The sequence below is a fragment of the Paenibacillus kyungheensis genome, assembly GCF_028606985.1.
In the GTDB taxonomy this organism is placed as follows: domain Bacteria; phylum Bacillota; class Bacilli; order Paenibacillales; family Paenibacillaceae; genus Saccharibacillus; species Saccharibacillus kyungheensis.
Genome location: NZ_CP117416.1, coordinates 3704865 through 3730408 on the forward strand (window position 1 = coordinate 3704865; position 25544 = coordinate 3730408).

Annotated in this window: 15 protein-coding genes; 9 read left to right on the top strand and 6 right to left on the bottom strand. The window is 39.8% G+C overall.

What is annotated here, in order from left to right:
- Positions 1-64: 64 nt before the first annotated feature.
- From PQ456_RS15855 to PQ456_RS15865, 3 genes are read right to left on the bottom strand one after another with little or no spacing between them, the layout of a single operon-like run.
- The gene (locus tag PQ456_RS15855) at positions 65-2281 is read right to left on the bottom strand and encodes a DUF4129 domain-containing transglutaminase family protein (protein ID WP_273613153.1); all 2217 of its coding nucleotides are present in this window, start codon (positions 2279-2281) and stop codon (positions 65-67) included.
- Positions 2278-3543, bottom strand: coding sequence for a DUF58 domain-containing protein (locus PQ456_RS15860; RefSeq protein ID WP_273613154.1), 1266 nt, complete (start codon positions 3541-3543; stop codon positions 2278-2280). The genes PQ456_RS15855 and PQ456_RS15860 overlap by 4 nt, the downstream gene beginning before the upstream one ends.
- Positions 3544-3545: 2 nt before the next feature.
- Positions 3546-4502, bottom strand: coding sequence for an AAA family ATPase (locus tag PQ456_RS15865; protein ID WP_273613155.1), 957 nt, complete (start codon positions 4500-4502; stop codon positions 3546-3548).
- A 221-nt stretch (positions 4503-4723) separates the two neighbouring features.
- Between PQ456_RS15865 and PQ456_RS15870 the strand changes: the two genes are divergently transcribed.
- From PQ456_RS15870 to PQ456_RS15895, 6 genes are all read left to right on the top strand, one after another.
- Positions 4724-5797 (top strand): M42 family metallopeptidase, encoded by a 1074-nt coding sequence (locus PQ456_RS15870; protein ID WP_273613156.1) that lies wholly within the window; start codon positions 4724-4726, stop codon positions 5795-5797.
- Positions 5798-6118: 321 nt separating this feature from the next.
- On the top strand, positions 6119-8569 hold the full coding sequence (locus PQ456_RS15875; RefSeq protein ID WP_273613157.1) for a right-handed parallel beta-helix repeat-containing protein: 2451 nt from the start codon (positions 6119-6121) through the stop codon (positions 8567-8569).
- A gap of 549 nt (positions 8570-9118) precedes the next feature.
- Positions 9119-11557 carry a right-handed parallel beta-helix repeat-containing protein gene (locus tag PQ456_RS15880; RefSeq protein WP_273613158.1) on the top strand — a complete coding sequence of 813 codons (2439 nt, stop codon included), beginning with the start codon at positions 9119-9121 and terminating at the stop codon, positions 11555-11557.
- A gap of 325 nt (positions 11558-11882) precedes the next feature.
- Positions 11883-14198 (top strand): right-handed parallel beta-helix repeat-containing protein, encoded by a 2316-nt coding sequence (locus tag PQ456_RS15885; RefSeq protein ID WP_273613159.1) that lies wholly within the window; start codon positions 11883-11885, stop codon positions 14196-14198.
- 186 nt (positions 14199-14384) lie between these two features.
- The gene (locus PQ456_RS15890) at positions 14385-15176 is read left to right on the top strand and encodes an SDR family oxidoreductase (protein ID WP_273613160.1); all 792 of its coding nucleotides are present in this window, start codon (positions 14385-14387) and stop codon (positions 15174-15176) included.
- 243 nt (positions 15177-15419) lie between these two features.
- The gene (locus PQ456_RS15895) at positions 15420-16490 is read left to right on the top strand and encodes an SDR family oxidoreductase (protein ID WP_273613161.1); all 1071 of its coding nucleotides are present in this window, start codon (positions 15420-15422) and stop codon (positions 16488-16490) included.
- Positions 16491-16648: 158 nt separating this feature from the next.
- Here PQ456_RS15895 and PQ456_RS15900 read toward each other — a convergent pair whose 3' ends face one another.
- The gene (locus tag PQ456_RS15900) at positions 16649-17017 is read right to left on the bottom strand and encodes a winged helix-turn-helix transcriptional regulator (RefSeq protein ID WP_273613162.1); all 369 of its coding nucleotides are present in this window, start codon (positions 17015-17017) and stop codon (positions 16649-16651) included.
- A 186-nt stretch (positions 17018-17203) separates the two neighbouring features.
- Between PQ456_RS15900 and PQ456_RS15905 the strand changes: the two genes are divergently transcribed.
- From PQ456_RS15905 to PQ456_RS15915, 3 genes are all read left to right on the top strand, one after another.
- Positions 17204-19513: a right-handed parallel beta-helix repeat-containing protein gene (locus PQ456_RS15905; RefSeq protein WP_273613163.1), complete on the top strand. Its 2310-nt coding sequence runs from the start codon at positions 17204-17206 to the stop codon at positions 19511-19513.
- Between the two features lie 359 nt (positions 19514-19872).
- Positions 19873-22548: a right-handed parallel beta-helix repeat-containing protein gene (locus PQ456_RS15910; RefSeq protein WP_273613164.1), complete on the top strand. Its 2676-nt coding sequence runs from the start codon at positions 19873-19875 to the stop codon at positions 22546-22548.
- Positions 22549-22806: 258 nt separating this feature from the next.
- A complete protein-coding gene (locus tag PQ456_RS15915) occupies positions 22807-23781 on the top strand; it encodes a ring-cleaving dioxygenase (RefSeq protein WP_273613165.1) in 975 nt (324 codons plus the stop codon).
- 69 nt (positions 23782-23850) lie between these two features.
- Here PQ456_RS15915 and PQ456_RS15920 read toward each other — a convergent pair whose 3' ends face one another.
- Positions 23851-24912, bottom strand: a complete 1062-nt coding sequence (locus PQ456_RS15920; RefSeq protein ID WP_273613166.1) for an LLM class flavin-dependent oxidoreductase — start codon at positions 24910-24912, stop codon at positions 23851-23853.
- Between the two features lie 3 nt (positions 24913-24915).
- Positions 24916-25488 (bottom strand): GNAT family N-acetyltransferase, encoded by a 573-nt coding sequence (locus PQ456_RS15925; protein WP_204823179.1) that lies wholly within the window; start codon positions 25486-25488, stop codon positions 24916-24918.
- Positions 25489-25544 lie beyond the last annotated feature (56 nt).

Genomic DNA, 25544 nt, shown 5'->3' on the forward strand with positions numbered 1-25544 from the left:
TTTGTAGGATCTATCAATAGTTTGTCCAACGTTTTGAACAATCATTCAGCCATCCACCATTATACTACTTTGTAGCCCTTTTGCGCCATCTTTTTCGCAAGTTTTGCAGATGATGTTGCATAGAGGTCCACTCTTCCTCTGTAATCTGATCTGGACTGTATTTCGCTTTTTCAAACAATTCAAGTAAAGGTGTTAATTGTGCCGCCAGATCAGGGCGTACCTCTTCCCACCTGCTTACCGATTCACGCAATGTTTCATATGAACGGCGATCCATGCCATGACGTTTCATCCATGCTAACCAGCGTTTGGATTCAGCCATAATTTTTTGCTGTGGTGTCAAAGCTTCGCCTTGACGCATACGCATAATCATAAAGCTTAGTTCACGACGATAACGAATAATCATTACCGCTGCCCACGCAAGTATTACACTGCTAGCAATCCAGATGACAGAAGTAGGTACAGCAGGCTCGTTATCTTGCACAGGAGTAGCTGTTTCCTCTTCTTCTGGTGTTTGTTCTTCTTCCTCTGGTTCAGGTGTTGGAGTATCATCGGATGGAGTCTGCACTGTTTCTGTTACCATCGGCATATCGAATCCTGGTGTTGCTTCGATCGGTACCCATCCATAATCGGCAAAATAAATTTCTGCCCATGAATGTGCATCTGCATTAGTGACTGTGTATTCTGTAGCTCCATCCGGGAAATAGTCGCTAGTGACATAACCGGAAGCTTGTCCGGGAGCATATCCTTTAACCCAGCGTGCAGGAATATCTAATGAGCGTGCCATCATGACCATCGCTGTAGAATAATAATCACAATATCCTTCTTTGACTTCAAATAAAAAGCTATCTACAAAATCACGACTTTTTTTCTTTGATAAATCAGGATTGTTAGTATAAGCAAAGTTATTTTGCAAATACTGTTGCAATAACTCTACTTTTTCATAAGGTGTATCTCCAGAAGCTGTTACTTCTTTGGCTAGATTGCGTACACGATCTGGCAATTCAGAAGGCACTTGAAGATACTGGTCTAGCGATTTGTCTGCATACAATTGATTGAATGTTTTCTTTTCCAGTTCTTTGACAGGTATAATCGGCACTCTGGAAACGAGTGAATACGATTCTGGAAATTTACGATTCTGACGGGTAGGGCTCCAGTGAATTTCACCGGGGTTACTGCGCCAGTCCAATTGTGATGTATCTGAACCGCCATCTACATCGGTAACTCTGCCTATCGTATAAGCACCGAATAGTACAGGATAGGTTACATTATCTTCAGACAACATCTTCACCTGTTGCTTAACGGTTTTCTTTTCAACATCTGAAGATTCATCCAGCGGAAGCTCACTACCCGCTTCTACCGACTGCAATTCACTCCAACCATTGCTAGAGCGATCAATCCAACCTTCTCCTGAATAGACAGTACGCGTTTCTCCGCGCCAATAACTACGGCTGGTAGTGCTGACTGTCATTACCGGCGTATAGTCAAAATTAAATCCGCCACCCAGATTGGAATCTTCGCGACTGTATCCTGAAGAAGCTCCTTGTCCATTTAACGGGTTAGAACCGTTGACCGTAATGACTGCTTCTCCGCGCCAATTTTTCCATGCCGTATACGGATCTTTGAGCGTAGGTTGGACTTCCGGTACATTGACCCCTACCAGTAAAATGATCGAGAAAATTACGGCGATATTAAAAATAATTTTGAGCGGATATCGACGTAGATGTTTCCATCCTTTGGGGAATCGTTGCTGAAAATAACGAAAATGATTACTGACCAGCCAGCCCATCCCTGCAAATACAACCCATGCTACTTCTTCCCACATCATGGACGTGGTAAAAGAATCTAAAATAGATAAAGCCGCAATATTCGTACCGACAAACATAATAATTGCTCGGCGTGATGAACCGATTCGTGCAGAGACTTCGATCAATACCCATGCAGATAATATAAACCACAGATACGGGGAAACAGTATCTACAAATGTCTCTACATTGTCTGTTAACGAACCTTCTTGCCAGCTATAAAAACCGTAATGATCAAGCACATAATAGACTGTACCTAACACAGCAAATAATTTGATAATCAGTCGATATATGATTTTGAGCGGGATTAAAATATCAATAATCGCTACAACCGCCATTGTTGCCAATACCAATGGAGTCGTTTCTTGATACCAGACTCCATCTGCATAATTAATCCATTGCAGTGCAATAATAAAAACCCATACTAAAGATAATGAATAGTACCAAGAGCGACTTATACCATTCCACCATTTTTTCAAATCGCTCCACCTCCCAACGCAGCTGGCAATTGCTCTAATGAAGAAATAGGATAACAGGATACACCGCGTGCATGAGCAGACTGTGACCAGTTAATCACTGCTTCTTTATTTTTTTCTATAGAAGGATGAATTAAAAATTGAAGTGGTGTCATCTGACGTATACGAGCAAATTGAAAAATCTCCCACACTTTCTCATTCATCAACGGCGTAATCAGAATAAATAAAGTTCCTGCTGGAAACATACGCGCATGATCTTCCAGTTGATCGAGCAAGCGACCTTTGCCATCTGCGACTACATCTACTAGATGCAGACGCATTCGCTGACGTTCTCCTATATGATCTGATGGCAAAAATACACCTTTGTTCTGTCCGGTCGTAAATAACCCCATTCCCATTCGTTCCCGCACCCCATAATCAAGCATAGATGCTGTTGTCGATACTGCTAATTCAAAAGCAGCATCCGATTCATAATGATCAGCTATTGCATCAAGCACTAAGATGGTTTTGGGTAACGATTCATGTTCAAATTCTTTCGATTTCCAGTTGCCTGTACGTGCAGTCGCTGACCAGTGAATACGCGAAATTCGATCTCCATATACATAATCACGTACCCCGTTGATCTGGTTCGTTTCCGGTCGTGACATTAATTGCGAAGTTTGCTGTCCACCAAGTCTGGAATAACGTGATCCCATTTGCCAGTTCGGGATAAAAGCGATCCGTGGCAACACCAGAAATTCACCGGCCGCTGTGAACTGCCCTTTATTTTCAATCAATCCAAAAATATCTTCACTGATACATTCGGTACCATAAAAGCGATAACGTCCTCGTTCCAGCGGAGGAGTCTGAAATAACAGCTCTCCTTTGCCTCGCATACTCGGAATCAGACTTTCTTCAAAAGACCATGATTCTCCATTATGACGCTTAAGCGTTTCGCGAATAATAACATATGGTAATGGTAAAAATCCCGGAATCGTCACATCCAGACGCACCTGTACCTGATCACCAGCAAGAATCATTTCTCCCTGATCTCCTGCTGTCGACAAATGACGCTGACCATGTGCGCGTCCGACTCCTCGAAAGCCACCACCAATTAAATATAGCGATAATAAAGAAACCATAACAAATAACATGACTGATGTTTTGCCACCTTGAAAAAGCACATAAAACAAACATCCAATCCATACCATAAACACCAACCATAATTTGGATGGTTGGCGTTTCCACTGCAAATTCAGACGCAAGTATGAAAATAAGGCTCTCATACTTATTGTCCCATAGATACAGGAGCATGAATTTGCTCCAAAATCTGCGCTACAATTCGTTCAGAACTCATACGCTCCATACGAGCTTCTGGACGTGGAAGAATACGGTGTGGAATCACATAAGGTGCTAACTTTTTGACATCATCAGGCAGTACATAATCACGATTCTGTATAAAAGCATAGGCTTTGACAGCCATCATAAAGGACAACGTTGCCCGTGGACTCGCGCCAAGCAACACCGATGCGTGTTCACGTGTATGACGGATAACACTGACCAGATAATCGCTAACCGATTCATCTAAATGAACATTGCGAATCTCCTGCTGAATATCAGCGATATGCTGCATATCTGTTACCGGTTCTAAGCGATCCACAGGTTGTCCAGCAGCGCCATGACGAAGTAAATTACGCTCTGTCTGCTCATCCGGATAACCCAATGTAATTTTCATCATAAAGCGATCCAATTGAGCTTCAGGCAACATATATGTTCCTTCAAAATCAATCGGATTCTGTGTTGCACATAACATAAATGGATGTGGCAATGGATGTGTCTCTCCATCTACTGTCACACTGCGCTCTTCCATAACTTCTAATAAAGCGGATTGTGTTTTGGTCGTTGCCCGATTAATTTCATCGGCAAGCAAAATATTCGTCATTACCGGACCTGGACGGAAATAAAACTGCTCATCCCGGGGATGGAAAATAGAAACGCCTGTGATATCACTTGGTAAAATATCTGGATTACACTGAATACGGCGATATTGTCCACTCATTGATTTAGCGAGTGCTTTGATCATTTGCGTTTTACCTGTTCCTGGAACATCCTCAATCAGAACATGTCCTCCAGCAAGCAAAGCGGTAAGTAACAGCTCTATTTCAAATGATTTGCCTAATATACATGATTCTAGATTGGATCTTACAGCTGCAATAACTTGCATCGATTCTTTGCGTGCCGACATATATATAAAACCTCCTGCTTCTGGTTCATATTGTTATATTATGATGTAATGACTCTAACTTTGTGAAAAATGCGTATATAATTATATTGTACATGAACGATAAGTCAGAGTCACTTTAATGGCTGATTACAATTTGAAGTCAAGGCAAATAATTGGACATTTTTCGACATGAAGTTCATACTATAACAAAGAATAACACTGTTAAGGAGTGACCTACGTCAATGGATCAACAGACGCTTCAGATGTTCAAACAATTAACCGAATTCCCCGCAGTATCGGGTTTTGAAAGAGAACTTCGGCATTGGGTTAAAGAGAAAATGGAACCTTATACCGATGAATTTGTACAAGATCGATTAGGTAGTTTATTTGGTGTTATTCGCGGTAATGAAAATGGACCGAAAATGATGGTCGCAGGTCACTTTGATGAAGTTGGATTTATGACAACAGGAATCACCGAGCAAGGGCTGATTCGTTTTCAACCTTTAGGTGGATGGTTCAGTCAGGTGGTACTTGCTCAACGTCTGCATATTATTACCGATAACGGCCCTATTGTTGGAGTGGTCGGTTCTACTCCTACTCATTTACTAAGTCCTGAACAACGCAACAAACCAGTGGATATCAAATCGATGTATATTGATATCGGTGCAGACGATCGTGCCGAAGCTGAACAAATGGGATTGCGTCCCGGACTACAAATTGTACCGATCTGTGAATTTACACCCATGGCTAATCCCAAAAAAATCATGGCAAAAGCTTGGGATAATCGCTATGGAGTCGGTCTTGCTATCGAATTGTTGCAAGCGGTTCATGGCGAAAAGCTTGGCGGTACATTGTATTCAGGAGCGACAGTACAAGAAGAACTCGGGCTTCGTGGTGCACGTACAGCGGCTCAGTTGATTCAGCCGGATCTGTTCTTCGGACTGGATTGTAGTGCTGCTAATGATATGACAGGAGATCGTAATGCTTTTGGTCATTTAGGCAAAGGTGCGTTATTACGCATTTATGATCCGACCATGTTTACGCATCGCGGAATGATTGAATATATTCAAGATACAGCAAGTACTCATCAGATTCCAGTACAGTATTTTATTTCTGCGGGTGGAACAGATGCGGGACAAGTGCATGTCAGCGGTACAGGTGTGCCTTCTAGTATTATCGGTATTTGTGGACGGTATATCCATACCTCATCTTCTATTATTCATACCGATGATTACGATGCCGCCAAAGAATTACTGATTAAGCTTGTTAAAAATATGGACGCTTCTACGTATCAAACTATGTTAGATCGTGCTTAATCTGCTAGATTAGATGTAGTCATTCTTTCTATTCCTATCTTTTTACTTAATAATATACGTCCCAAACCGATTATTAGATCTCTTTATAAGAGAAAAGTAATCGGTTTTTTTATCATCTCATCTTCTATGTCTCTATGATTTTCTAACTAAATATGCCATCCATATGCCGACTTTTTCTTGGTTTAATCTACATAACTCGTCATTTGTATTTATTAAAAATAAGACTGTATCCACCAACCGTTTAACCCTATCGGCACATGTAATTCAGTACAATACGCTTTATAATGATGAACAAACTAGACAGATAAAAGGAGAGAACTCATGACTGCAAAGACTGTGCTATACCAAAAATGGTCTAGACATCTGATATTGTTGACTGTATTTTTGATGCCTCTAGGTTCGTTTGTCTACTCTACACCTGTAATTGCAGAAGAAGCTTCTTCTACTTCTGCATCTAACAGCGTATCCACTCTATCTGATGTACCTACAGTTACTCAAAATGTATACGTTTCTCCTAAAGGAAGCGACTATTTGGGTTCAGGAACTGTACAAGCTCCTTATCGCACTCTTCCCAAAGTTCGCTCTGTGTTACGGGATACGTATAGTGAAAGACCTGCTGGTGGTACAACGATCTGGTTACGAGAAGGCGAATATGAACTATCTGCTACATTAGAACTGAATGAATTAGATTCAGGTACTGCTGAGCAACCGATCACGTATCGTAATTATCCTAATGAACAAGCGGTGATTACCACTGCCAAAACGATTGATCCTAGTCTCTGGAAACCACTTAATGCGGAAGCAACAGCTCGTGTTCATCCTGCTGTCTATGCTGATCAATTAGTAGAATTAGATGTCCAATCGTTAGGGCTTAAAAATACGTCTGGCTTTCCCGGAGGAACAACATTTACCAAAGAATGGGGTATTGTCGATCTGATTGTAGATGGGGTACGCGAACCGATCTCTCAATGGCCGAATCCTCAGCAAAAAATAGGCAAAAATCGTGCAGGTTGGGTCACAATGAATGGTTCTGCTGATCCGCAGTCATTTTATTATGGCGAAGGTGGACAACCGAAAGATGGCATTACAACTGACGAAGTGAATGCCGATCAGACTGATCGGACTGCACGCTGGCAACGTTCTATCGAACAAGGTCATGATTTGTATCTCAAGGGATTCTGGCGTACCGATTTTGATCCGGTAACTAGTAAAGTCGAAAGTATTGATACAACACGTCATATCGTTCGGTTGGTCGATATTCCAGAAGGCGGAATCGGTTCGAAATGGAGCAAAGAAGTTCCATTAGTTCCTTCTACTAATCCATCTCCCTCTGCGACAGTTGTTCCCTTTACTGTGCCCGATCAATCTCCGGTAACGATTCATGATGATACGTATGTGACAAAAGATGTCTATGTAACTCCAGATGTCTATACCCAGCCAAGTGTTCCCTTCTCTCCTCTGACTGTCACTTCTGTTACGTATCAAGTGTATCGAGTCGGTACAGGTACAGAAGAATGGCAAGCTCTAAATCTGTTAGATGAGATTGATATGCCTGGCGAATGGGCTTTGGATTTTAAAGATCAGAAAATCTACTATTATCCTGACAGAGATATTAATAAGCAAAATATTATTATTGCTGATCGTACCGGCCCTATTATCAAATTAACGAATGCTTCTTACCTTAACTTTGTCGGTCTGACGATTGAAGGTGGATTGAATAATGGGATCGAAATGCAGAGCTCACATCATATTTCACTGGACAGCAATACCATTCGAAATATAGGTGGCGGTGGTGTTCTTGATTATTACGGTCATCACAATGTCATGCAAAATAATACTATTTATGAAACAGGAAGTTTTGGGATGAGTATCGGTTATGCAGGTAATCGTGATACTTTGACTCCAGCACAGTCTGTGATTACGAATAATCATATTCATAATACCGGTACCCTGATTGCTTTAGAAGGATTAATTATTACACAGTCGATAGGTATGACGATCAGTCACAATCTGATTCATGATGTGCCCAAGCATGGCATACGATATGTGTATAACAATGATCTGTTATTTGAATATAATGAACTGCATCATATTTCACTGGAAGATGGTGATGCAGGTGCTTTCTATACCGCTCAAGATTGGACTTCCTATGGTAATGTATTGCGATATAACTATGTACATGACAGTCCACGTGCCAATGGCTTTTATGCTGATGATGGAGATAGCGGAGATACATTTACTAACAATATAGTCTCCGGCGTATCCAAAGCTTTTCTTTTTGGCGGAGGTCATCATAACCGGGCAACCGGAAATCTGATTGTTAATGCCACATCCGGTATTCAGATTGATGATCGCGGAATTGCTCGTAAATATACAGCAGATAGCACTTATGCGGAACAATTAATGGCTAAAAATCCTGTAGCAGAACCCTGGAAAACGTATGGACGAGTTCTAGCAGATACGTATGGATATGACAGCAATCTGTGGCAAAATATACTGAATTCCAAGTGGCATCCCGAATATCCAAACGGTACACATTTCAAAGATAATGCAGTTGTTCAGTCAGGCGCTCTCGTTATTCCCAAAAAAGGAGCAGTCATTATTCAAAATAATCCAAGAATTAGCAGTATACAATCGGCTAAGCTGAATCCTACTACGACAACTGGCGTCTATACAGAAAACCCAACTATTCTTGCGATCTTTCCAAATATCAATCAAATTTATCCTCAAATAGGACTGCAAAAAGAAAATACTACTTCTACCTCTTCTTAATTGATATATCTTATTCACGTTAAATCAATATCATTTCAATCTAAATAGCCAAAAGCTTCAGACGCTGATCTGAAACTTTTGGCTATTTTCTTATATAGGAGCTATAGTCATCGGGGCTAATGCTTGCTGACTGAATAGGAAGGACATACTAATATACTTTGATTTTATATCGCATTTGATACCTATAAGAATGAGACATTAAGGCGGTTATCAGTTGTTGAGACATATACTATACTGAGGGTGGCTAAAGAAACACTAACACTTTCATTTTACTCTTCTATATCTCTTCTACTTCTTCCCATTCCTTATTCTACTATTCATTCTATTTGTTCAAGTGATTTGCACTTCATTACATTTTACTTTTCTTGATCTTCTTTCTAATACGTGTATAACGAAATGATTGATCAAGAATTCATTCCAAACTATAAATGACCTAATAACCCTACTCGATCATAATAAAACAGCTACCGTTAGCCATGTTAGAGTACATCTATTTGTTTATCACCTATTGATAACAATAGCATCAAGGATATTTAGGAGGAAAATATAATGACAACAACTACGAAATGGGTAGCATGGATATTATCTCTCAGTCTTATCATTACTCTTCTACCAACAGGGCAAACCAGTTATGCTGCAACAACTCCTATGCTTAGTAGCGGAAGTACAGTTGCAACTAACGTGAACGTATATGTCGATCCAACTGGAAATGATGTTACAGGTACAGGCACCAAATTAGCACCTTTCAAAACACTATTCAAAGCTAGATCAACAATACGTGCATATAAAGGCAATTTACCTGCTGGCGGTGTTACCGTTTGGGTGAAAGGTGGAACGTACAATTTAGCAACAACGTTCGATCTCAATGCCCAAGATTCAGGCACACCTGACAAGCCAGTCATTTATCGCACCTATCCTGGAGAAACGGTTACGTTAACGACAGGCAAAGGAATTGATCCAACATCATGGCAACCGCTAAGCGCAGATGCAGCAGCACGTGTGAATCCTGCGGTTCAACCAAGTAAACTACGCGAGCTCGATGTAGCTTCGCTCAATATACAGAATATTGCTGGTTTTTCAGGCGGCACAACATTTACAGAGCAATGGGGTATTGTTGATCTGATCGTGGATGGTATTAGACAACCGATCTCTCAATGGCCTAACGAAGATCAAAGTATTGCAGCAAATCGTGCAGGTTGGGTGACAATGAACGGTTCCGCAGATTCCAAATCTTTTTATTACGGTGAAGGCGGTACACCAGAAAATGGAATCTCAGATGATGAGGTTAACGCAGATGGTACTAATCGTATCCAACGCTGGAAAGCTTCAATGGCTAAAGGACATGACCTTTATCTTAAAGGATTTTGGAGAACAGCTTGGAGCCCTGTCACTAGCAAAGTAGGCGCTATTTATCCAGATGATAATATTATCTCTCTATACGATATTCCAAGTGGCGGTATGGGCGATAAATTTAGCAAAACAGTCGTAACCAATACATTAAAAAGTTCAACTGTAAGTATGGATGTCTATCGACCTAATCTAATGGCTTCTTCTGTACAAGCAGATGTGTATGCACCGGTCGTGTCTACTCCAAGTACTCCGATGTTCAATGTAACTTCCAGTGTGTACGGATTAACTGATGATCCTTTTATTCCAGATACAAGTGTTAGTTATCGAGTCGGTACAGGCAAAGAAGAATGGAAAGCAATTAACTATTTAGATGAAATCGATGTTCCTGGTGAATGGGCACTAGATTTTAAAGATGGCAAAATTTATTACTATCCTACAGGTGATATTACTAAACAAATCATTACTTTATCTGATAACAAAGCATCGATTATCAAAATGAGTGATGCTTCTTATATTCAATGGCTTGGATTTACAGTTGAAGGCGGTATGGGAAACGGGATCGAAATGCAGCGTTCTCATCATATGAAGATTGCTGGAAATACAATCTGTTATGTCACAGGTACAGGGATTGTCGATTACTATGGCAATAACAATCTGATTCAAAGTAATGATGTCTATGAAATTGGAGCCGCAGGAATCTCGATGGGATACTCTGGCGACCGTACTAATCTGGTATCAGGTAATTCCAGAATCACAAATAACCATATTTTCAATATCGGAACGTTGGTTAGTCTGGAAGGTATCGTTATCCGTGAATCAGTCGGTACTAAGATTGATCATAACTTGATCCATGATACACCGAAGGCGGCAGTTAAGTATACTTCAGATAACAACCTTTTGTTTGAGTATAATGAAATCCACAATACGTCTTTAGTAGAAAGCGATTCAGGTGCTTTTTATACACCACAGGACTGGACTTCTTATGGAAATGTTCTTCGCTATAACTTTATTCATCATAACAAACGCTCGCATGGATTTTATTTTGATGATGGAGATAGCGGTGATGTGGTGAGCAAAAATATTATCCAACAATCTCAGATCGCTTTTATTATGGGCGGTGGACACGATAATCTGGCACAAAACAATCTGATTATTGCTTCCAGAGCAGCAGGACAGATTGATGATCGCGGAATTACACGTGGCTATACGGCTACAGGCGCTTATGCTCAGAATCTGATTAGCAAAAATCCAACTTCTGGCGCATGGCTACAATACGGCAAAGACCTAAAAGCGACGTATGGTTATACCACCAATCTATGGGCAGATATTCTTAACCCTGACTGGCATCCTGAATATCCAAATGGTTCTTCGATCTCAGATAATGTATTTGTTCAGACAGGTGCAGTGACTACACCCAAAAAAGGATCTTTTACAGTCGCTAATAATGTGATTCTAAATACTATTGCTGATGCTCAATTTTATAATGCTAACACGATGGATTATCGTACCAATAATGCAAGTATTCTTAGCAAATTCACTGATTTAAATACGGTTTTCCCACAGATCGGATTATCTCAAGATGAATACAGAGTGCAAGTAATTTCTAGATCAGCTTCAGGCGGAATGAGTAATCATTAAAATGAATAGGAATTTTCATATTATTGTGAACTTTTTATGAATATAGTAGGTCTTATCTGCTCTCTCCTGCTACTTGCGATTCATAAAATAAATTGATTTCTGGGGATAATTGGTAACTAACCATCTTAATTATCCCCCTTTTTATCAGAAAAAGTCGATTTTTAACTTAAATTAACCAAATTTATCTATAACCATTACAAAATGGGCAAAAGTATCCGACAAAGTAACTAGTGAACCTAATTCGATAATTATAAAAGCAAATATCCACTTCCAATAGACCTGACCTATAGGTAAACCATATTTCAATATGAAAGGATGTTTTATAATGTTTAGAAAGACGCCGTTAGCGATGTTAATGGTGATAACTACACTACTTGTTAGTACTTTGTTGTCACCTGATTTCGCTTTTGCAGATCGCACAGTCAATGGAAATGTTGTGACCTTGAGTAGTGGAGCCACTACCAATACAGGTCTTAATATCTACGTAGATGGTTCAGTAGCTGCTTCAGGATCAGGTACTAAAGATGCTCCATTCAAAACGATACTTGAAGCTAGAAATGCTATTCGTGCCAAAAAAGGAGTTTTACCCGTTGGAGGAATTACAGTATGGGTCAAGGGCGGCACATACAAATTCACTTCTACACTCGATCTGAATGCTTCCGATTCTGGAGCACCTGGTAAATCGATCGTCTATCGTACGTATCCTGGAGAGAAAGTTATTATTTCTAACGGTACATCTGTTGATCCTACTCTCTGGAAACCATTAAGCAGTGACGCACAATCAAGAGTAAATCCAAAAGTAAGTGCAAGCAAATTAGTTGAGCTTGATGTGAAAGCTATGGGACTTACGAATATTAACAGCTTCCCTGGTGGCAATTCTTTTTCCGATAAATGGGGCATTATTGATCTAATTGTTGATCATGAACGTCAACCGATCTCACAATGGCCGAACCCGGGTGAAATGGCTGGTTCCAAACGTGCAGGCTGGACAACAGCTAACGGTTCTGCTGACGCTAAATCTTTTTATTACGGTGAAAATGGTATTCCTACAGATGGACAAACTGATGATGAATTAAATGCAGACGGAACCAACCGTTCTGAACGTTGGGCATCTTCAGTCAATGCAGGACATGCTCTTTATCTTCAAGGCTTCTGGAGAACAGTATGGAGCCCGGTAACAAGCAAAGTACAAAGTATTGATAATGGAGAAGGAAGTATCTCTTTACTGGACACACCTTCAGGTGGTATGGGTTCCAAATGGAGTAAAGATATTGCGAACTCTAATCCAGTGTACCGTACAGGAGATGGAACCGAAGAATGGCGTGCGGTTAACTATCTAGATGAAATTGATGTTCCCGGTGAATGGGCGCTTGATTTCAAAGATGGTAAAGTATACTACTATCCAGATGGCGATATCAAAACAAAAGATGTAGAGATTGCTGATAATGCGACACCGATCATCAAAATGTATGCTACTTCTTATCTTCAATTACTAGGCTTCCAATTAGAAGATAGTATGAGCAACGGTATCGAAATGCAAAAAACAAATCATATTACAATAGCTGGTAATACGATTTTGAATGTAAGTGGTGGCGGGATTGTAGATTACTATGGTAGTTACAATCTAATTAAAAGTAATGATATTTATGATACAGGTGAATTTGGAATTAGCTTAGGTTATGCCGGTGACCGAACAACTACATTTACCAAATCCAATACACGTGTTACCAATAACCATATTCATCATACCGGTCTACTCGCGCATCTTGCTGGTATTATCGTACGGGATTCTAACAATGTATGGATAGATCATAATCTAATCCATGATGTTCCCAAAGACGGTATCCGTTATGTAAGCAGTACAAACTTAACGTTTGAATTTAATGAAATTCATAATACCGCATTAGTAGAAAGTGATACAGGTGCTTTCTATACTGCACAAGACTGGACTTCATATGGTAACGATCTTCGTTATAACTTTATTCATAACAATGTACGTGCTAACGGATTTTATGTCGATGGTGGCGATGCAGGCGATAACTTCTATAACAATATTATTCAAGGTTCTGATCGTGCATTCCAATTTAACGGTCATCACAATATCGGTCGTAACAATGTGGTTGTTGCTTCTTCCAAAGTACAGATTGAGAACCGTAGCGATGTGCTTACAACCGATGTAGTGGCTAATGCGATTATGACCAAAAGCTATGGTGTAGGTAGTAGCTTTGCTGATGGATTGCGTTCCAAAAATCCTGCGTCTGGTGCTTGGGCAAGCTTTGCAAATGAACTCAAAACACGTTATGGCTATACCGATAACTTATGGACCGATATGCTCAATGCTAACTGGCATCCAGAATACTCTAATGGTTCTAAATTAGTCGATAATGCACTAGTTCAAGTAAATAGTGTGATCAAACCCAAACTAGGCAATATTACGATTGAAAAAAATAATATTATTCCTAAAGTAACTGATGCTAACTTCTTCAATTACAGTCAAATGGACTTACGTACAAACAACAGACAAATTCTTGATAAATTCCCGAACTTGAATAGCATTTTCCCTCAAATCGGATTGCAACAAGATATGTATCGTATTCGTGTCGTAACTCGTGCTGAGACAGGCGGATTCACCAATCACTAAGCTGCTTTAACTTTTTAGATCATCAGCCGGGCTCTTATGTAGTCCGGCTTTTTGCTGTGTCCAATACCTCCTGTTCTTCCCTCCTCTCTATTGCCTGATTGATTAGTTATCAGACTGAACGGGTAAAAGCACTATGAATCCGAACGACACGAAGACGATACAGACTTATAACAGGAGGAATTCATTATGCTAGGTAAAAAAACAATTTTTATTACAGGTGCAGGTAGCGGACTTGGTAAAGGTGCTGCTCTAGGACTTGCCAAAAAAGGACATAAAGTTATTGCTTCTGTTGAAATTATTCCACAAGTGACTGAACTTCGAGAAGAAGCGAAAGCGCAAGGACTCGATATTGAAGTCATCAAATTAGATGTCAATAAACCACTTGACCGTATTCAATTGGAAAAATATGATTTTGATGTATATGTAGCAAATGCAGGGATTGGTGAAGGTGGCCCACTGGCTGAGATTCCAGTTGATAATATCCGCCAAATTTTTGATACCAATGTATTTAATTCGTTAGAAATGGTACAGATTGTCGCACGCCAATTTGTCGCTAAAAAGAAAGGTAAAATTATCTTTGTCAGCTCTATCGCTGGACTTAGCGTAACTCCTTATCTGGGTGCATACTGTGCTTCCAAACATGCTGTAGAAGCTATGGCACAAGCACTTAAAGAAGAACTGAAAGAGTTCGGTATTCAAGTCGCTACAATTAATCCTGGTCCATACAAAACAGGATTTAACGATAATATGTTTGAGCAAAAAGAAAAATGGTATGACGAGAAAACGAACTTTACCAAACGTTCTGATCTGGCAAAAGGCGAAAAAATGCTAGCTCAACAATTCGATCCACAAGACATGATCGACAAAATGGTAGAAGTGATCGATGCGAAGCACCATCCTTTCCGCAACGTATATCCTGAGCCATCTGAACAACAAGTAAAAGAATATCAAGCTAAACTTTGGGAAGAAACAGTCTAACTCTGGTACTGTTTTGAGTTTATCCAATACTTTATCCAAAGCACACAGCGCAGGCATAATCACTGCCTCTACTGTGTGTTTTTGTATGTAATTTCAACGGTAATGATTCTATCTTCTTCTATAGACAAAAGATCACTAGAGTACTTTGAAGTACCTATCGCACTTCAAAGTGCGTACTTCTCAACGGTTGCATTATCCTGCAAGCTAATCATGTAACTTATTATGATTAAAGGAGTGCAATAGATGAATAGAGTAACCCATTCTTCTCGTAAAGTAGCGTTAGTTGTAGGGGCAAATGGAGTGATTGGTAGTAATCTGATTGATCATTTATCGACATTACCGAATTGGGAGATTATCGGGTTATCCCGTCGTGGCGGTGTATCTACAGATCGTGTTACTTATGTATCGGTAGACCTTTTTCAACGTGATCAAATAGATCAAGCCTTACAATCATTTCCTACGATCACTCATATTTTTTATGCGGCATATCAAGATCGTCCCACATGGGCAGAATTGGTAGAACCTAATCTGAATATGCTAATCCATATCGTAGAAAGTGTAGAGACTATTTCCCCTACGCTTCAACATGTAAGTCTGATGCAAGGTTACAAAGTCTACGGTGCTCATCTAGGCGCATTCAAAACACCTGCACGTGAATCTGATGCAAGTCCGATGCCACCTGAATTTAATATGGCTCAGCAGAACTATCTTATGCAACAACAGCAAGGGAAAAGCTGGACATGGTCTGCGCTCCGTCCTTCTGTCGTGTGTGGATTTGCTGTAGGTAATCCTATGAATCTAGCGATGGTGATTGCGATCTATGCCACTATTTCCAAAGAACTTCAATTGCCTTTGCGATTTCCGGGTAAGCGTGGAGCCTATCACAGTATTCTCGAAATGACAGATGCCGGATTACTCGCCAAAGCTACAGTCTGGGCAGCGACTACTCCTGCTTGTGCGAATCAGGCTTTTAATATTAACAATGGTGATTTGTTCCGCTGGGAAGAGTTGTGGCCTACCATCGCTACGTATTTTGAGATGGAGACAGCTCCACCTTTATCCATGAGTCTGGATACGATGATGAAAGACAAAGAAGCTTTGTGGAACGATATCGTTACCAAATATGGATTAACTGCTTATACGTATGCAGATGTATCTTCGTGGGCGTTTGGTGATTTTGTATTTTCGTGGGATTATGACTTTTTTGCTGACGGAAGCAAAGCACGTCGATTCGGATTTCATGAATATGTAGATACAGAAAAGATGTTTATCGCTATTTTTGAAGATTTTCGCAAACGTAATATTATTGCCTGATCTTATCGTGTACAACTTATCAAAATAATCGTGTATTCCTTTCTTCCAGACAACATTATAAATAAATTACACTATATATGTAGAAATGGATACTTTTCCTCTATATGTATCGTCTATCAAAAGCCGACCTTAGTGATAAGGTTTCGGCTTTTGACGATTTATATCACTTGAGAAGGAGACTCTACAATACGAGCTTGATCGCCATACTGTCTATGTAGATGAACTTCTCCCCATTTACACATCATATGAAGTAACTCGGTGAGAGTTGTTCCATACTCGGTTAATTCATACTCTACTTTGGGAGGCACTACATTGTAAGACGTTCGCAATACTGTCCCTGCTTCTTCCAGTTCACGTAACTGCTGGGTTAACATTTTTTGAGTAATCGTTGGGATTAACTTTTTCAGTTCGCTAGTTCGTTTTTTACCAAACGTCAGATGAAATAAAATCACAGGTTTCCATTTGCCACCGATTACTTCTAATGTGACTTCAACTGCTGTATTATAGACTTTTTCTTCGTCTTTCATAATATAGTCCACCTTTCTGACTAAAGTAGGTTGATACCTTAATAAAAACAGTTTCTCTGGGATATGCTATGGTAATCTTACTACATTCGCATCACAGATACACGATATTTGACAGTTGTTAGTGATTCTACCTATACTAATGCCAACTCATTCTATATCAAATTATATTTACAAGGAGGTGTTCGCTTGAAAGCATCAAGTTCGCGGATCATCCTTTTGGGATTGGTATTATTCGCTTTATTGGCAGGAGTATTATACTACAGTCTTCATACTAAAAAAGAAGCATATCCGTTAAGTAGTGGAGCTGTAAAGGAGTCTGGAGTGAATATCTATATCGCCAAAACAGGTAATGATCAGACTGGAAATGGTAGTAAAACCAAGCCTTATGCTACATTGCAACAAGCTCAGAAAACGATTCGTGCCTACAAAGGTAAACTTCCTCAAGGAGGCATAACGGTCTGGGTGAAGCAAGGGAATTATCTCATGGATTCTAGCTTTCAACTGGATAAAAAAGATTCAGGTACAGCCGCTTCTCCAATTACATATCGTACTTATACAGGAGAACAAGTTACGCTTTCTACAGGCAAGCCAGTAACGGATTGGCAACCACTCAGTCAGGAAGCTCAAGCTAGAGTTCATCCCAAGATTGATCCCAAGCAGCTAGTAGAATTGGATGTACGCAAATTAGGAATGAAGCATATCAATGGCTTTGCAGGCGGCACTTCATTTACAGAACAATGGGGCATTTTGAATTTATTTGCCAACAATCAAATGCAACCTATTTCCCGTTGGCCGAATACAACAGAAGTAGCCGGCGGACAACGAGCAGGCTGGGCAATCGCTCAAAGTGTCTATAATGCTCAATCTTTTTATTATCAAAAACCAGGTTCTTCAAGCACTAATATTTTAGATGAAGATGGAACCAATCGTTCTAAGCGCTGGCAGAATGCGATCCAAAACGGTCATTCTATCTATTTACAAGGTTTCTGGCGTACCCTTTGGAGTCCAGCCAGTATTCAGATCAGTCAAATCGATCCAGCTCAAAAAACGATTAAACTTCTCGATACACCACAAGGTGGAATGGGTTCTAAATTCAGTGCGATGGTTGCTCCTTCTGCTCTATCAAAAACAACCAATGAGCAAAATGACAACAGCAGTACACCTTCTACGTATCGTGTTGGTGATGGTTCTGAAGAATTCCGAGCCCTTAATCTGCTAGAAGAAATCGATACACCTGGAGAATGGGCTTTGGATTTTAAAGATGGCAAAATCTATTACTATCCTCCTTCGGATATTCATAAATTGCAGACAGTAATCGGTGATCAAGATACACCTATCGTTACTATGGATGGTACCTCTTATGTACAATTTAAAGGATTCACATTACAGAATAATATGGGCAATGGCTTTGAAATGAAAAGAAGTCATCATATTACGATTGCAGGCAACAATATTCGCAATGTAAATGGTGGAATATTAGATGTAGATGGTCATCATAATATGTTCCGTAGTAACAATATTTATGATACGGCAAGTTTTGGGATTAGTCTGAATAGTGCAGGAGATCGCGCTACATTATCGTCTGCCAATACGCGAATTACCAATAATCATATTCATCATATCGGCAAGCTGATCCATCTGGAAGCGATTATTATTCGTGATTCAGTCGGTGTACGGGTCGATCATAATTTACTGCATGATGTTCCCAAAGATGCAGTTCGCTATGTATTTAGCAATAAGCTGTTGCTTGAATACAATGAAGTGCATAATACATCACTGATCGAAGGCGATACCGGTGCTTTCTATACCGCTCAAGACTGGTCTTCGTATGGAAATGTATTACGTTATAACTTTATTCATCATAATAAACGCTCAAATGGTTTTTATGCGGATGGGGGTAGCAGTGGTAATACGTATGAATACAATATTATTCAAGATACATCACGCGCCTTTTTATTCGAAAATGGACATCATAATCTAGCGATGAACAATTTATTAATTAATGTACAATCTCTTGAAATTAACGATCGTTCTAATCAGTTAAATTATGGATTAGGTAGCGATAATGCCAATCGTCTGCGAGAGCTTCAACCATTGACAGGCACCTGGAAAAAATACGGTGAACAACTTGCTAAAAAATACGGCTTAAAAGGCAATCTATGGAGCAGTGTATTAAATGATAAATGGAATCCTCAATATCCCAATGGCAGTAAGCTTAATCATAATGTGATTGTAGGTGCTGGTGGACAAATCAAATTGCCGAAAAAAGGTGATGTAGCAGCAGTAGGTAATACGACACTAAGTAGTACCTCAGATGCAGGATTTTATAATCTAGCTACCCTTGATTTGCGCACCAAAAATGCCAAAATATTAGAGAAGTTTCCTGACTTGAATACTGTTTTCCCAACGATTGGATTGTACAAAGATGAATACCGTACTAAAGCCTTTAATCGTGCAGATTCAGACGGTCTTTCTGACCATCAATCTACTTCTTAATTAAGAATATGGTTCATATTACTGACTGATCAGTTGTGCTCTAAGGCAATTGATCAGTCCTCTTTTTATTTTCAGACATTATACTACCTGCACTTGACAAGCAATCTATCGGTATGCTCAAATGGTTACAAAAAAGAAACTAATTTATGAACAAATTGAAATTTTATTAAAAAAGTATGAAATTATGCTTTGCTATATTTGCATCTGTATTTTATTATATAAAAGCATCCGCTGATTTTACCAATTTATATGTATTTTAGGAGGTGATTAACTAATTAAATCAAAATACCCATCACAGCAGGGATAAACCATCATCCCAACAACATCAATGGATTTTGAAATGGAGGGAATTTATATTTATGAAGAAGTTCCAGAAAATCATATCGCTCACAGCTATGCTTGCTTTGAGTAGTGCGATGGCGGTTCCATACGCATCGGCTGACAAAGTAGGAAGTCAAGAAGTTATCAATCTTGATAGCGGTGCTGTGACAAAAACTGGTTGGAATCTGTACGTTGATACAGCCGGAAGCGATACGGATGGGAATGGCACTAAAGAGAAACCATACGCCACCCTGGAAAGAGCACGTGATGCTATCCGCAGTCTAAAAGGCGACCTACCCGATTATGGAGTAACCGTATGGGTCAAAGGTGGAGAATATGAATTTTCCAACTTGCAATTTACAGCTGAAGATTCAGGTACACCGGATAAACCTATTATTTACCGTACGTATTCAGGTGAACAAGTGACATTAACCAACGGGATTCGTATTGATGCTTCCGATTGGAAACCGCTCAGTGCCGCAGCCAAAGCACGTGTTCATCCTGATGTAGATGCCAATGCCCTTTATCAGTTAGATGTGAAGTCACTGGGACTGAAGCATATTAAGCATTTTGAAGGTGGCACTTCGTTTACCGAAAAATGGGGTATTATTGATCTGATCTCTAACGGTATTCGTCAACCTATTTCTCAATGGCCTAATGTTACCGAATCTGTAGATGGACATCGCAAAGGTTGGACAACAGCGAATGGTTCAGCAGATGCCAAATCTTTTTATTATGGTGATGGTGGTATTCCTGAAAATGGAGATACAACAGATACGTTAGATCTGGACGGAAGCAATCGTGCAGCACGCTGGCAGAAGTCTTTATCTCAAGGACATGCTCTTTATCTTAAAGGCTTTTGGAGAACGGTCTGGAGCCCTTTGACCAGTTCTGTACAATCGATCGATACCAAACACAATGTCATCACACTTAAAGATATTCCTGATGGCGGTATGGGTTCCAAATGGAGTGCGGCAGTAACAGACTATGCTTCTGCTACCTCAGCCACAGCCAACACATACGGTGATGATTCTCAGGCGGCATCCAGTATTGCTCCTTCTGCTTCTGCAACAAGCGAGCCAGCAGCAGACGATGCATTACATGATACAGACTCTACCCCACAATCATACAAATTGTTTAATGCACAGGGTGAATCTGGATCTGTCCGCTTAAAAGAACAACTCACTGAAGATTCTCAATTAACGACAGAAGCGACTGATGCAGATCATAATCTATCGTTACCTTCTGAAGTTACTGAACATACAGGTAATGATGCAACCGTAACTGAACACAGTACCGATTCAGTGAAATTACCTTCATCCGTCAACAAAGATGTATATCAATCAGCAACTGCAAGTACGTACCTTACGCCTAGCTCTTATTCATCCAAAATCAAAGCTCCTTATCGGATCGGTTCAGGTACAGAAGAATGGAAATTGATTAATTATCTGGATGAAATCGATGTTCCTGGTGAATGGTCACTTGACTTCAAAGATGGTCAAATTTATTACTATCCTAAAGGCAATCTGAAAAGCCAAAACATTATTGTAGCTGACCAAGAAAATCCAGTGATTTCTGTCGATGGAGCTTCTAATCTAAAAATGCTAGGATTCACGGTTGAAGGTGGTATGGGTAACGGCATTGAACTTAAAAATACCGACCATATTACGATTGCAGGTAATACGCTTCGTAATCTAGGAAATGGTGGTATTCTCGATGTAGATGGGACGAATAACCTTTTCCAAAGTAATGATATTTATGAAACAGGCGGATTCGGTATCAGTATTAATGATGCAGGAGATCGCAAAACGTTAGAAGCTGCCAATAGTCGTGTCACCAACAATCATATTCACAATGTAGGGGATCTGACTCATCTGGAAGCGATTCTGGTGCGTAATTCAGTCGGCGTCAAATTCGATCATAATTTACTGCATGATGTGCCTAAAGATGCTGTTCGTTATGTGTACAGTAACAATCTGGTGTTTGAGTACAATGAAGTGCATAATACGTCCTTGATCGAAGGCGATACAGGCGCATTCTATACCGCTCAAGATTGGGCTTCTTATGGTAATGTACTTCAATACAATTTTGTTCATCATAACAAACGTTCTAATGGATTTTATTCAGATGGTGCAGATAGTGGCGATAACTATCGTTATAATATTGTGCAAGGTTCAACCAAAGGCATTTTGCTCAATGGACATGACAATATCGCTAACAACAATCTAGTGGTCGATTCCAATATGATCCAAGTCGATCAACGGGGCGACAGTAATTCTCATGGTGTGAATAGTATCTATGCCGATCAACTTCGTGAAATGAATCCAACAAGCGGCGTATGGAAAGAATATGGAGCCAAATTGCAAAAAATGTATGGTTATGATCATCCATTATGGAGCAGTATTCTTGATCCGAACTGGCATCCTGAATATCCGAATGGTACAAAAATGAATAACAATGTAATGGTCAATACACCGAATATTGTTGTTCCCAAATTAGGCGATGTTGCAGTAGAAGGTAATCAATTTATCTCTAGTGTTAGCGGTGCAGGATTCTACGATTATAGCAAAATGGATTTGCGTACAGACAACAAAACCATTTTAGCGAAATTCCCGGATCTGAATGAAGTTATGCCTAAGATTGGACTAAGCCAAGACGACTATCGTACCAACGTAGTAACACGCGCAGAATCTGGTGGATTAACGAATCACTAATTCAATATTCCTTATCTATATTATTTATCTATTCATCTATATAAGCAGAACCTTTAGATCAATGAGATGATTCTCTGATCTAAAGGTTCTTTTTTAGTTTTCTTTTGGAGTTTCTTTCTTTTTTACATAGTTACTATATTTTTTTCATGGAAAAGACTTGTAATTAATTTTCTCCATGTTATAATTATCTTAATATTAAGATTTCAAATGTAAGCATATTTATAAATAGATCGTTTGACTTTGAGGAGGATATTCATTATGGAATTATTAGGTATTCATCACGTTTCGATTATGACAGGTAAAGCGGAAAAAAATTACGATTTTTATACTAAAGTTATGGGTATGCGTTTAGTGAAAAAAGGAGTTAATCAAGACGATACTACTTCGTATCATCTATTTTACGGTGATGCTGTTGCTTCTCCTGGTACAGAATTAACTTTCTTTGATTTACCGGGTATCGGACCTAGCTATCAAGGGGTATCTAGTATTTCAGCAACATCTTTACGAGTAGCGACAACAGAAGCTTTGCAATACTGGTCTGATCGATTTGACCAATTGAATGTGACTCATGAAGAAATCAAACAACGTGCTGGACGAGATACATTGGCTTTTCAAGACTTTGAAGGTACACGCCTTATTCTTGTAGCCGACAACGGCGAACAAGGTGTAGCGGCTGGAACAGCTTGGGATCAATCTGAAGTACCTGTAGAATACGGGATTCTTGGACTTGGACCAACTACACTAACACTAGCTCAACCTGCTTCGACCATTATGATTCTGACTGAAGTGATGGGATTCCGTCATACAGGCTCATATCCTTCGCTTGCAGGCGATTTTGCAGATATTGAAGTCTATTCTACTGGACAAGGTGGCGCAGGCGCAGAAGTCCATATCGAGACACGTCCTGATCTACCACATGCACGTCTAGGTCGCGGTGGTGTCCATCATGTAGCGTTCCGTGTACCAGATGAGTCCGAATATGATCTATGGTCAGACAAATTATCCAAATTAGGTATTCCTAATTCAGGTAAAGTAGATCGTCACTACTTCCGTGCTCTTTATTTCCGTGAACCGAATGGTATCTTATTCGAATTATCCACAGACACACCAGGATTCGATATTGATGAATCGATGGATTCGTTAGGTGAAACCCTTTCTCTGCCTCCTTTCCTTGAAGGCAAACGTGCACAGATCGAAGCTAATCTTCGTCCGCTTGTACTGGATGAAGTATAAGATAAACAACAGAATAAAAAATAATCTAATCATCTTCTAATAATAGAATATACACAAAAAGAGCAACTCTTAAATGAGCTGCTCTTTTTGCACTTCTTTTTCCCATATCGTACTGGGAATTTCTTTTTTTAACACAGGTGCAACTTCTGTTGCAAATCGTTCAAGCTGTTCTAACTGTTCTGTTTCGGTTAATCCATCTACGCTGATACTTAATGCCTGATGTCCAAATGCTCGGTAATAATCTAGAATTTTCTCAATGACTTGATCAGGGCTTCCGATAAGAGCCGGACCATTTGCAATATTATCTTCTAAATCTACAAAAGGCGATTGATTGTGCTTCGCAGCATCTGTAGACTGAAAATGATCATAATATGGACGATAACGACGAATAGCTTCTTCACTCGTATTCGCTAGATACAGGCTTCCTGCTCCTGCGCCAACAATGGCTTGAGATGGATCATGACCATAATAAGCTAACCGTTCCCGATAATGATCAATTAATGCTTTATATTTGTCCTGTCGATGAAAAGAATTGGATGAGAAAATCGGTTCTCCATACTTGGCTGCCAATTCTGTAGAACGTGTACTTGAGGCACTTCCATGCCAGATTGGAATCGGCGATTGAAATGGACGCGGTTGACTTGTAAACTCATTCAATGCCGGACGATATTTCCCCTGCCAATTCACCTTTTCTTGACTCCATAATTGTCGTAACAATTCATATCTTTCTGCTAATGAATCCCATTGTTCTTCTTCAGTGATTCCGAATAATCCATAATGGCGCGGATCGTTCCCTTTACCAATAATCAATTCCAAGCGTCCATTAGATAAATGATCAAGAGTAGCATAATCTTCTGCTACTCTTACCGGATCAAGCACACTTAATACCGTTACAGTCGTCAGCAAACGGATACGTGATGTACGTGCTGCGATTGCAGTCAGCACAATAGCAGGTGAAGAAGACAAAAAAGGTTCTCCATGTCGCTCACCTACACCATAAGCATCATACCCTAGACGCTCTGTTAACTCTGCTTGTTTTAATATATTTTGGAATTTCTGTTGTGCTGTTAAGGTCTCACCTGTTAGCGCATGAGGAAGGTTCGCAATAAGACTGAATACGACAAATTTCATATGTTAATTACCTTGAGAAGAGGTTTGTTGAATTTGTTCTGCTTGCTTACGTTCTTGCAAATAAGCTTCAAAACGCTCGGGATGAACCACTTTACGCATTAAATGCATCGGTCCTTCTCCTTTGCCTGCATCTCTAGCTCGTATACTTTCATATCCTCTACGCTCATACATCGGTAATAACCACGGGTGTTTTTCGGCTGTACCGAGTGTCACCGCAGGTGCTCCTACTTCATCACGAATAATATGTTGTTCGACCCAGTTTAACAATTTGCTACCTGCGCCGGTTCCTTGTACATTCGGATCAACTGCAAACCACATAATAAACGGTAATCCTGTCTCAGCTGTTAATTCTTTGACCCGTTCAGGATCAGCCAAAGTTACAGTTGCTACAATCAACCCATCTTGTTCTAACACATAACATTTATTATGCGTAATATTGTCTTGAATCAATGCTAGATCAGCATGAGCTGCTGGCCATGTTAATCCTAATTCACGAATAGTTACATAGGCTTCATACGTGATATGAAGTACACGCTCTGCATCTTCCAATGTTGCCAAACGATAAATGTCACTCAATTCTGTCACCTCTTTATTCCGACTATGTTCATCAGATTATTATATTATAATCTAAC

Bases quoted from the DNA above. Each gene is read 5' to 3' on its own strand.
- PQ456_RS15860 (WP_273613154.1), bottom strand. From the start codon at position 3,543: ATGAGAGCCTTATTTTCATACTTGCGTCTGAATTTGCAGTGGAAACGC.
- PQ456_RS15865 (WP_273613155.1), bottom strand. From the start codon at position 4,502: ATGTCGGCACGCAAAGAATCGATGCAAGTTATTGCAGCTGTAAGATCC.
- PQ456_RS15870 (WP_273613156.1), top strand. From the start codon at position 4,724: ATGGATCAACAGACGCTTCAGATGTTCAAACAATTAACCGAATTCCCC.
- PQ456_RS15875 (WP_273613157.1), top strand. From the start codon at position 6,119: ATGACTGCAAAGACTGTGCTATACCAAAAATGGTCTAGACATCTGATA.
- PQ456_RS15880 (WP_273613158.1), top strand. From the start codon at position 9,119: ATGACAACAACTACGAAATGGGTAGCATGGATATTATCTCTCAGTCTT.
- PQ456_RS15885 (WP_273613159.1), top strand. From the start codon at position 11,883: ATGTTTAGAAAGACGCCGTTAGCGATGTTAATGGTGATAACTACACTA.
- PQ456_RS15890 (WP_273613160.1), top strand. From the start codon at position 14,385: ATGCTAGGTAAAAAAACAATTTTTATTACAGGTGCAGGTAGCGGACTT.
- PQ456_RS15895 (WP_273613161.1), top strand. From the start codon at position 15,420: ATGAATAGAGTAACCCATTCTTCTCGTAAAGTAGCGTTAGTTGTAGGG.
- PQ456_RS15900 (WP_273613162.1), bottom strand. From the start codon at position 17,017: ATGAAAGACGAAGAAAAAGTCTATAATACAGCAGTTGAAGTCACATTA.
- PQ456_RS15910 (WP_273613164.1), top strand. From the start codon at position 19,873: ATGAAGAAGTTCCAGAAAATCATATCGCTCACAGCTATGCTTGCTTTG.
- PQ456_RS15915 (WP_273613165.1), top strand. From the start codon at position 22,807: ATGGAATTATTAGGTATTCATCACGTTTCGATTATGACAGGTAAAGCG.
- PQ456_RS15920 (WP_273613166.1), bottom strand. From the start codon at position 24,912: ATGAAATTTGTCGTATTCAGTCTTATTGCGAACCTTCCTCATGCGCTA.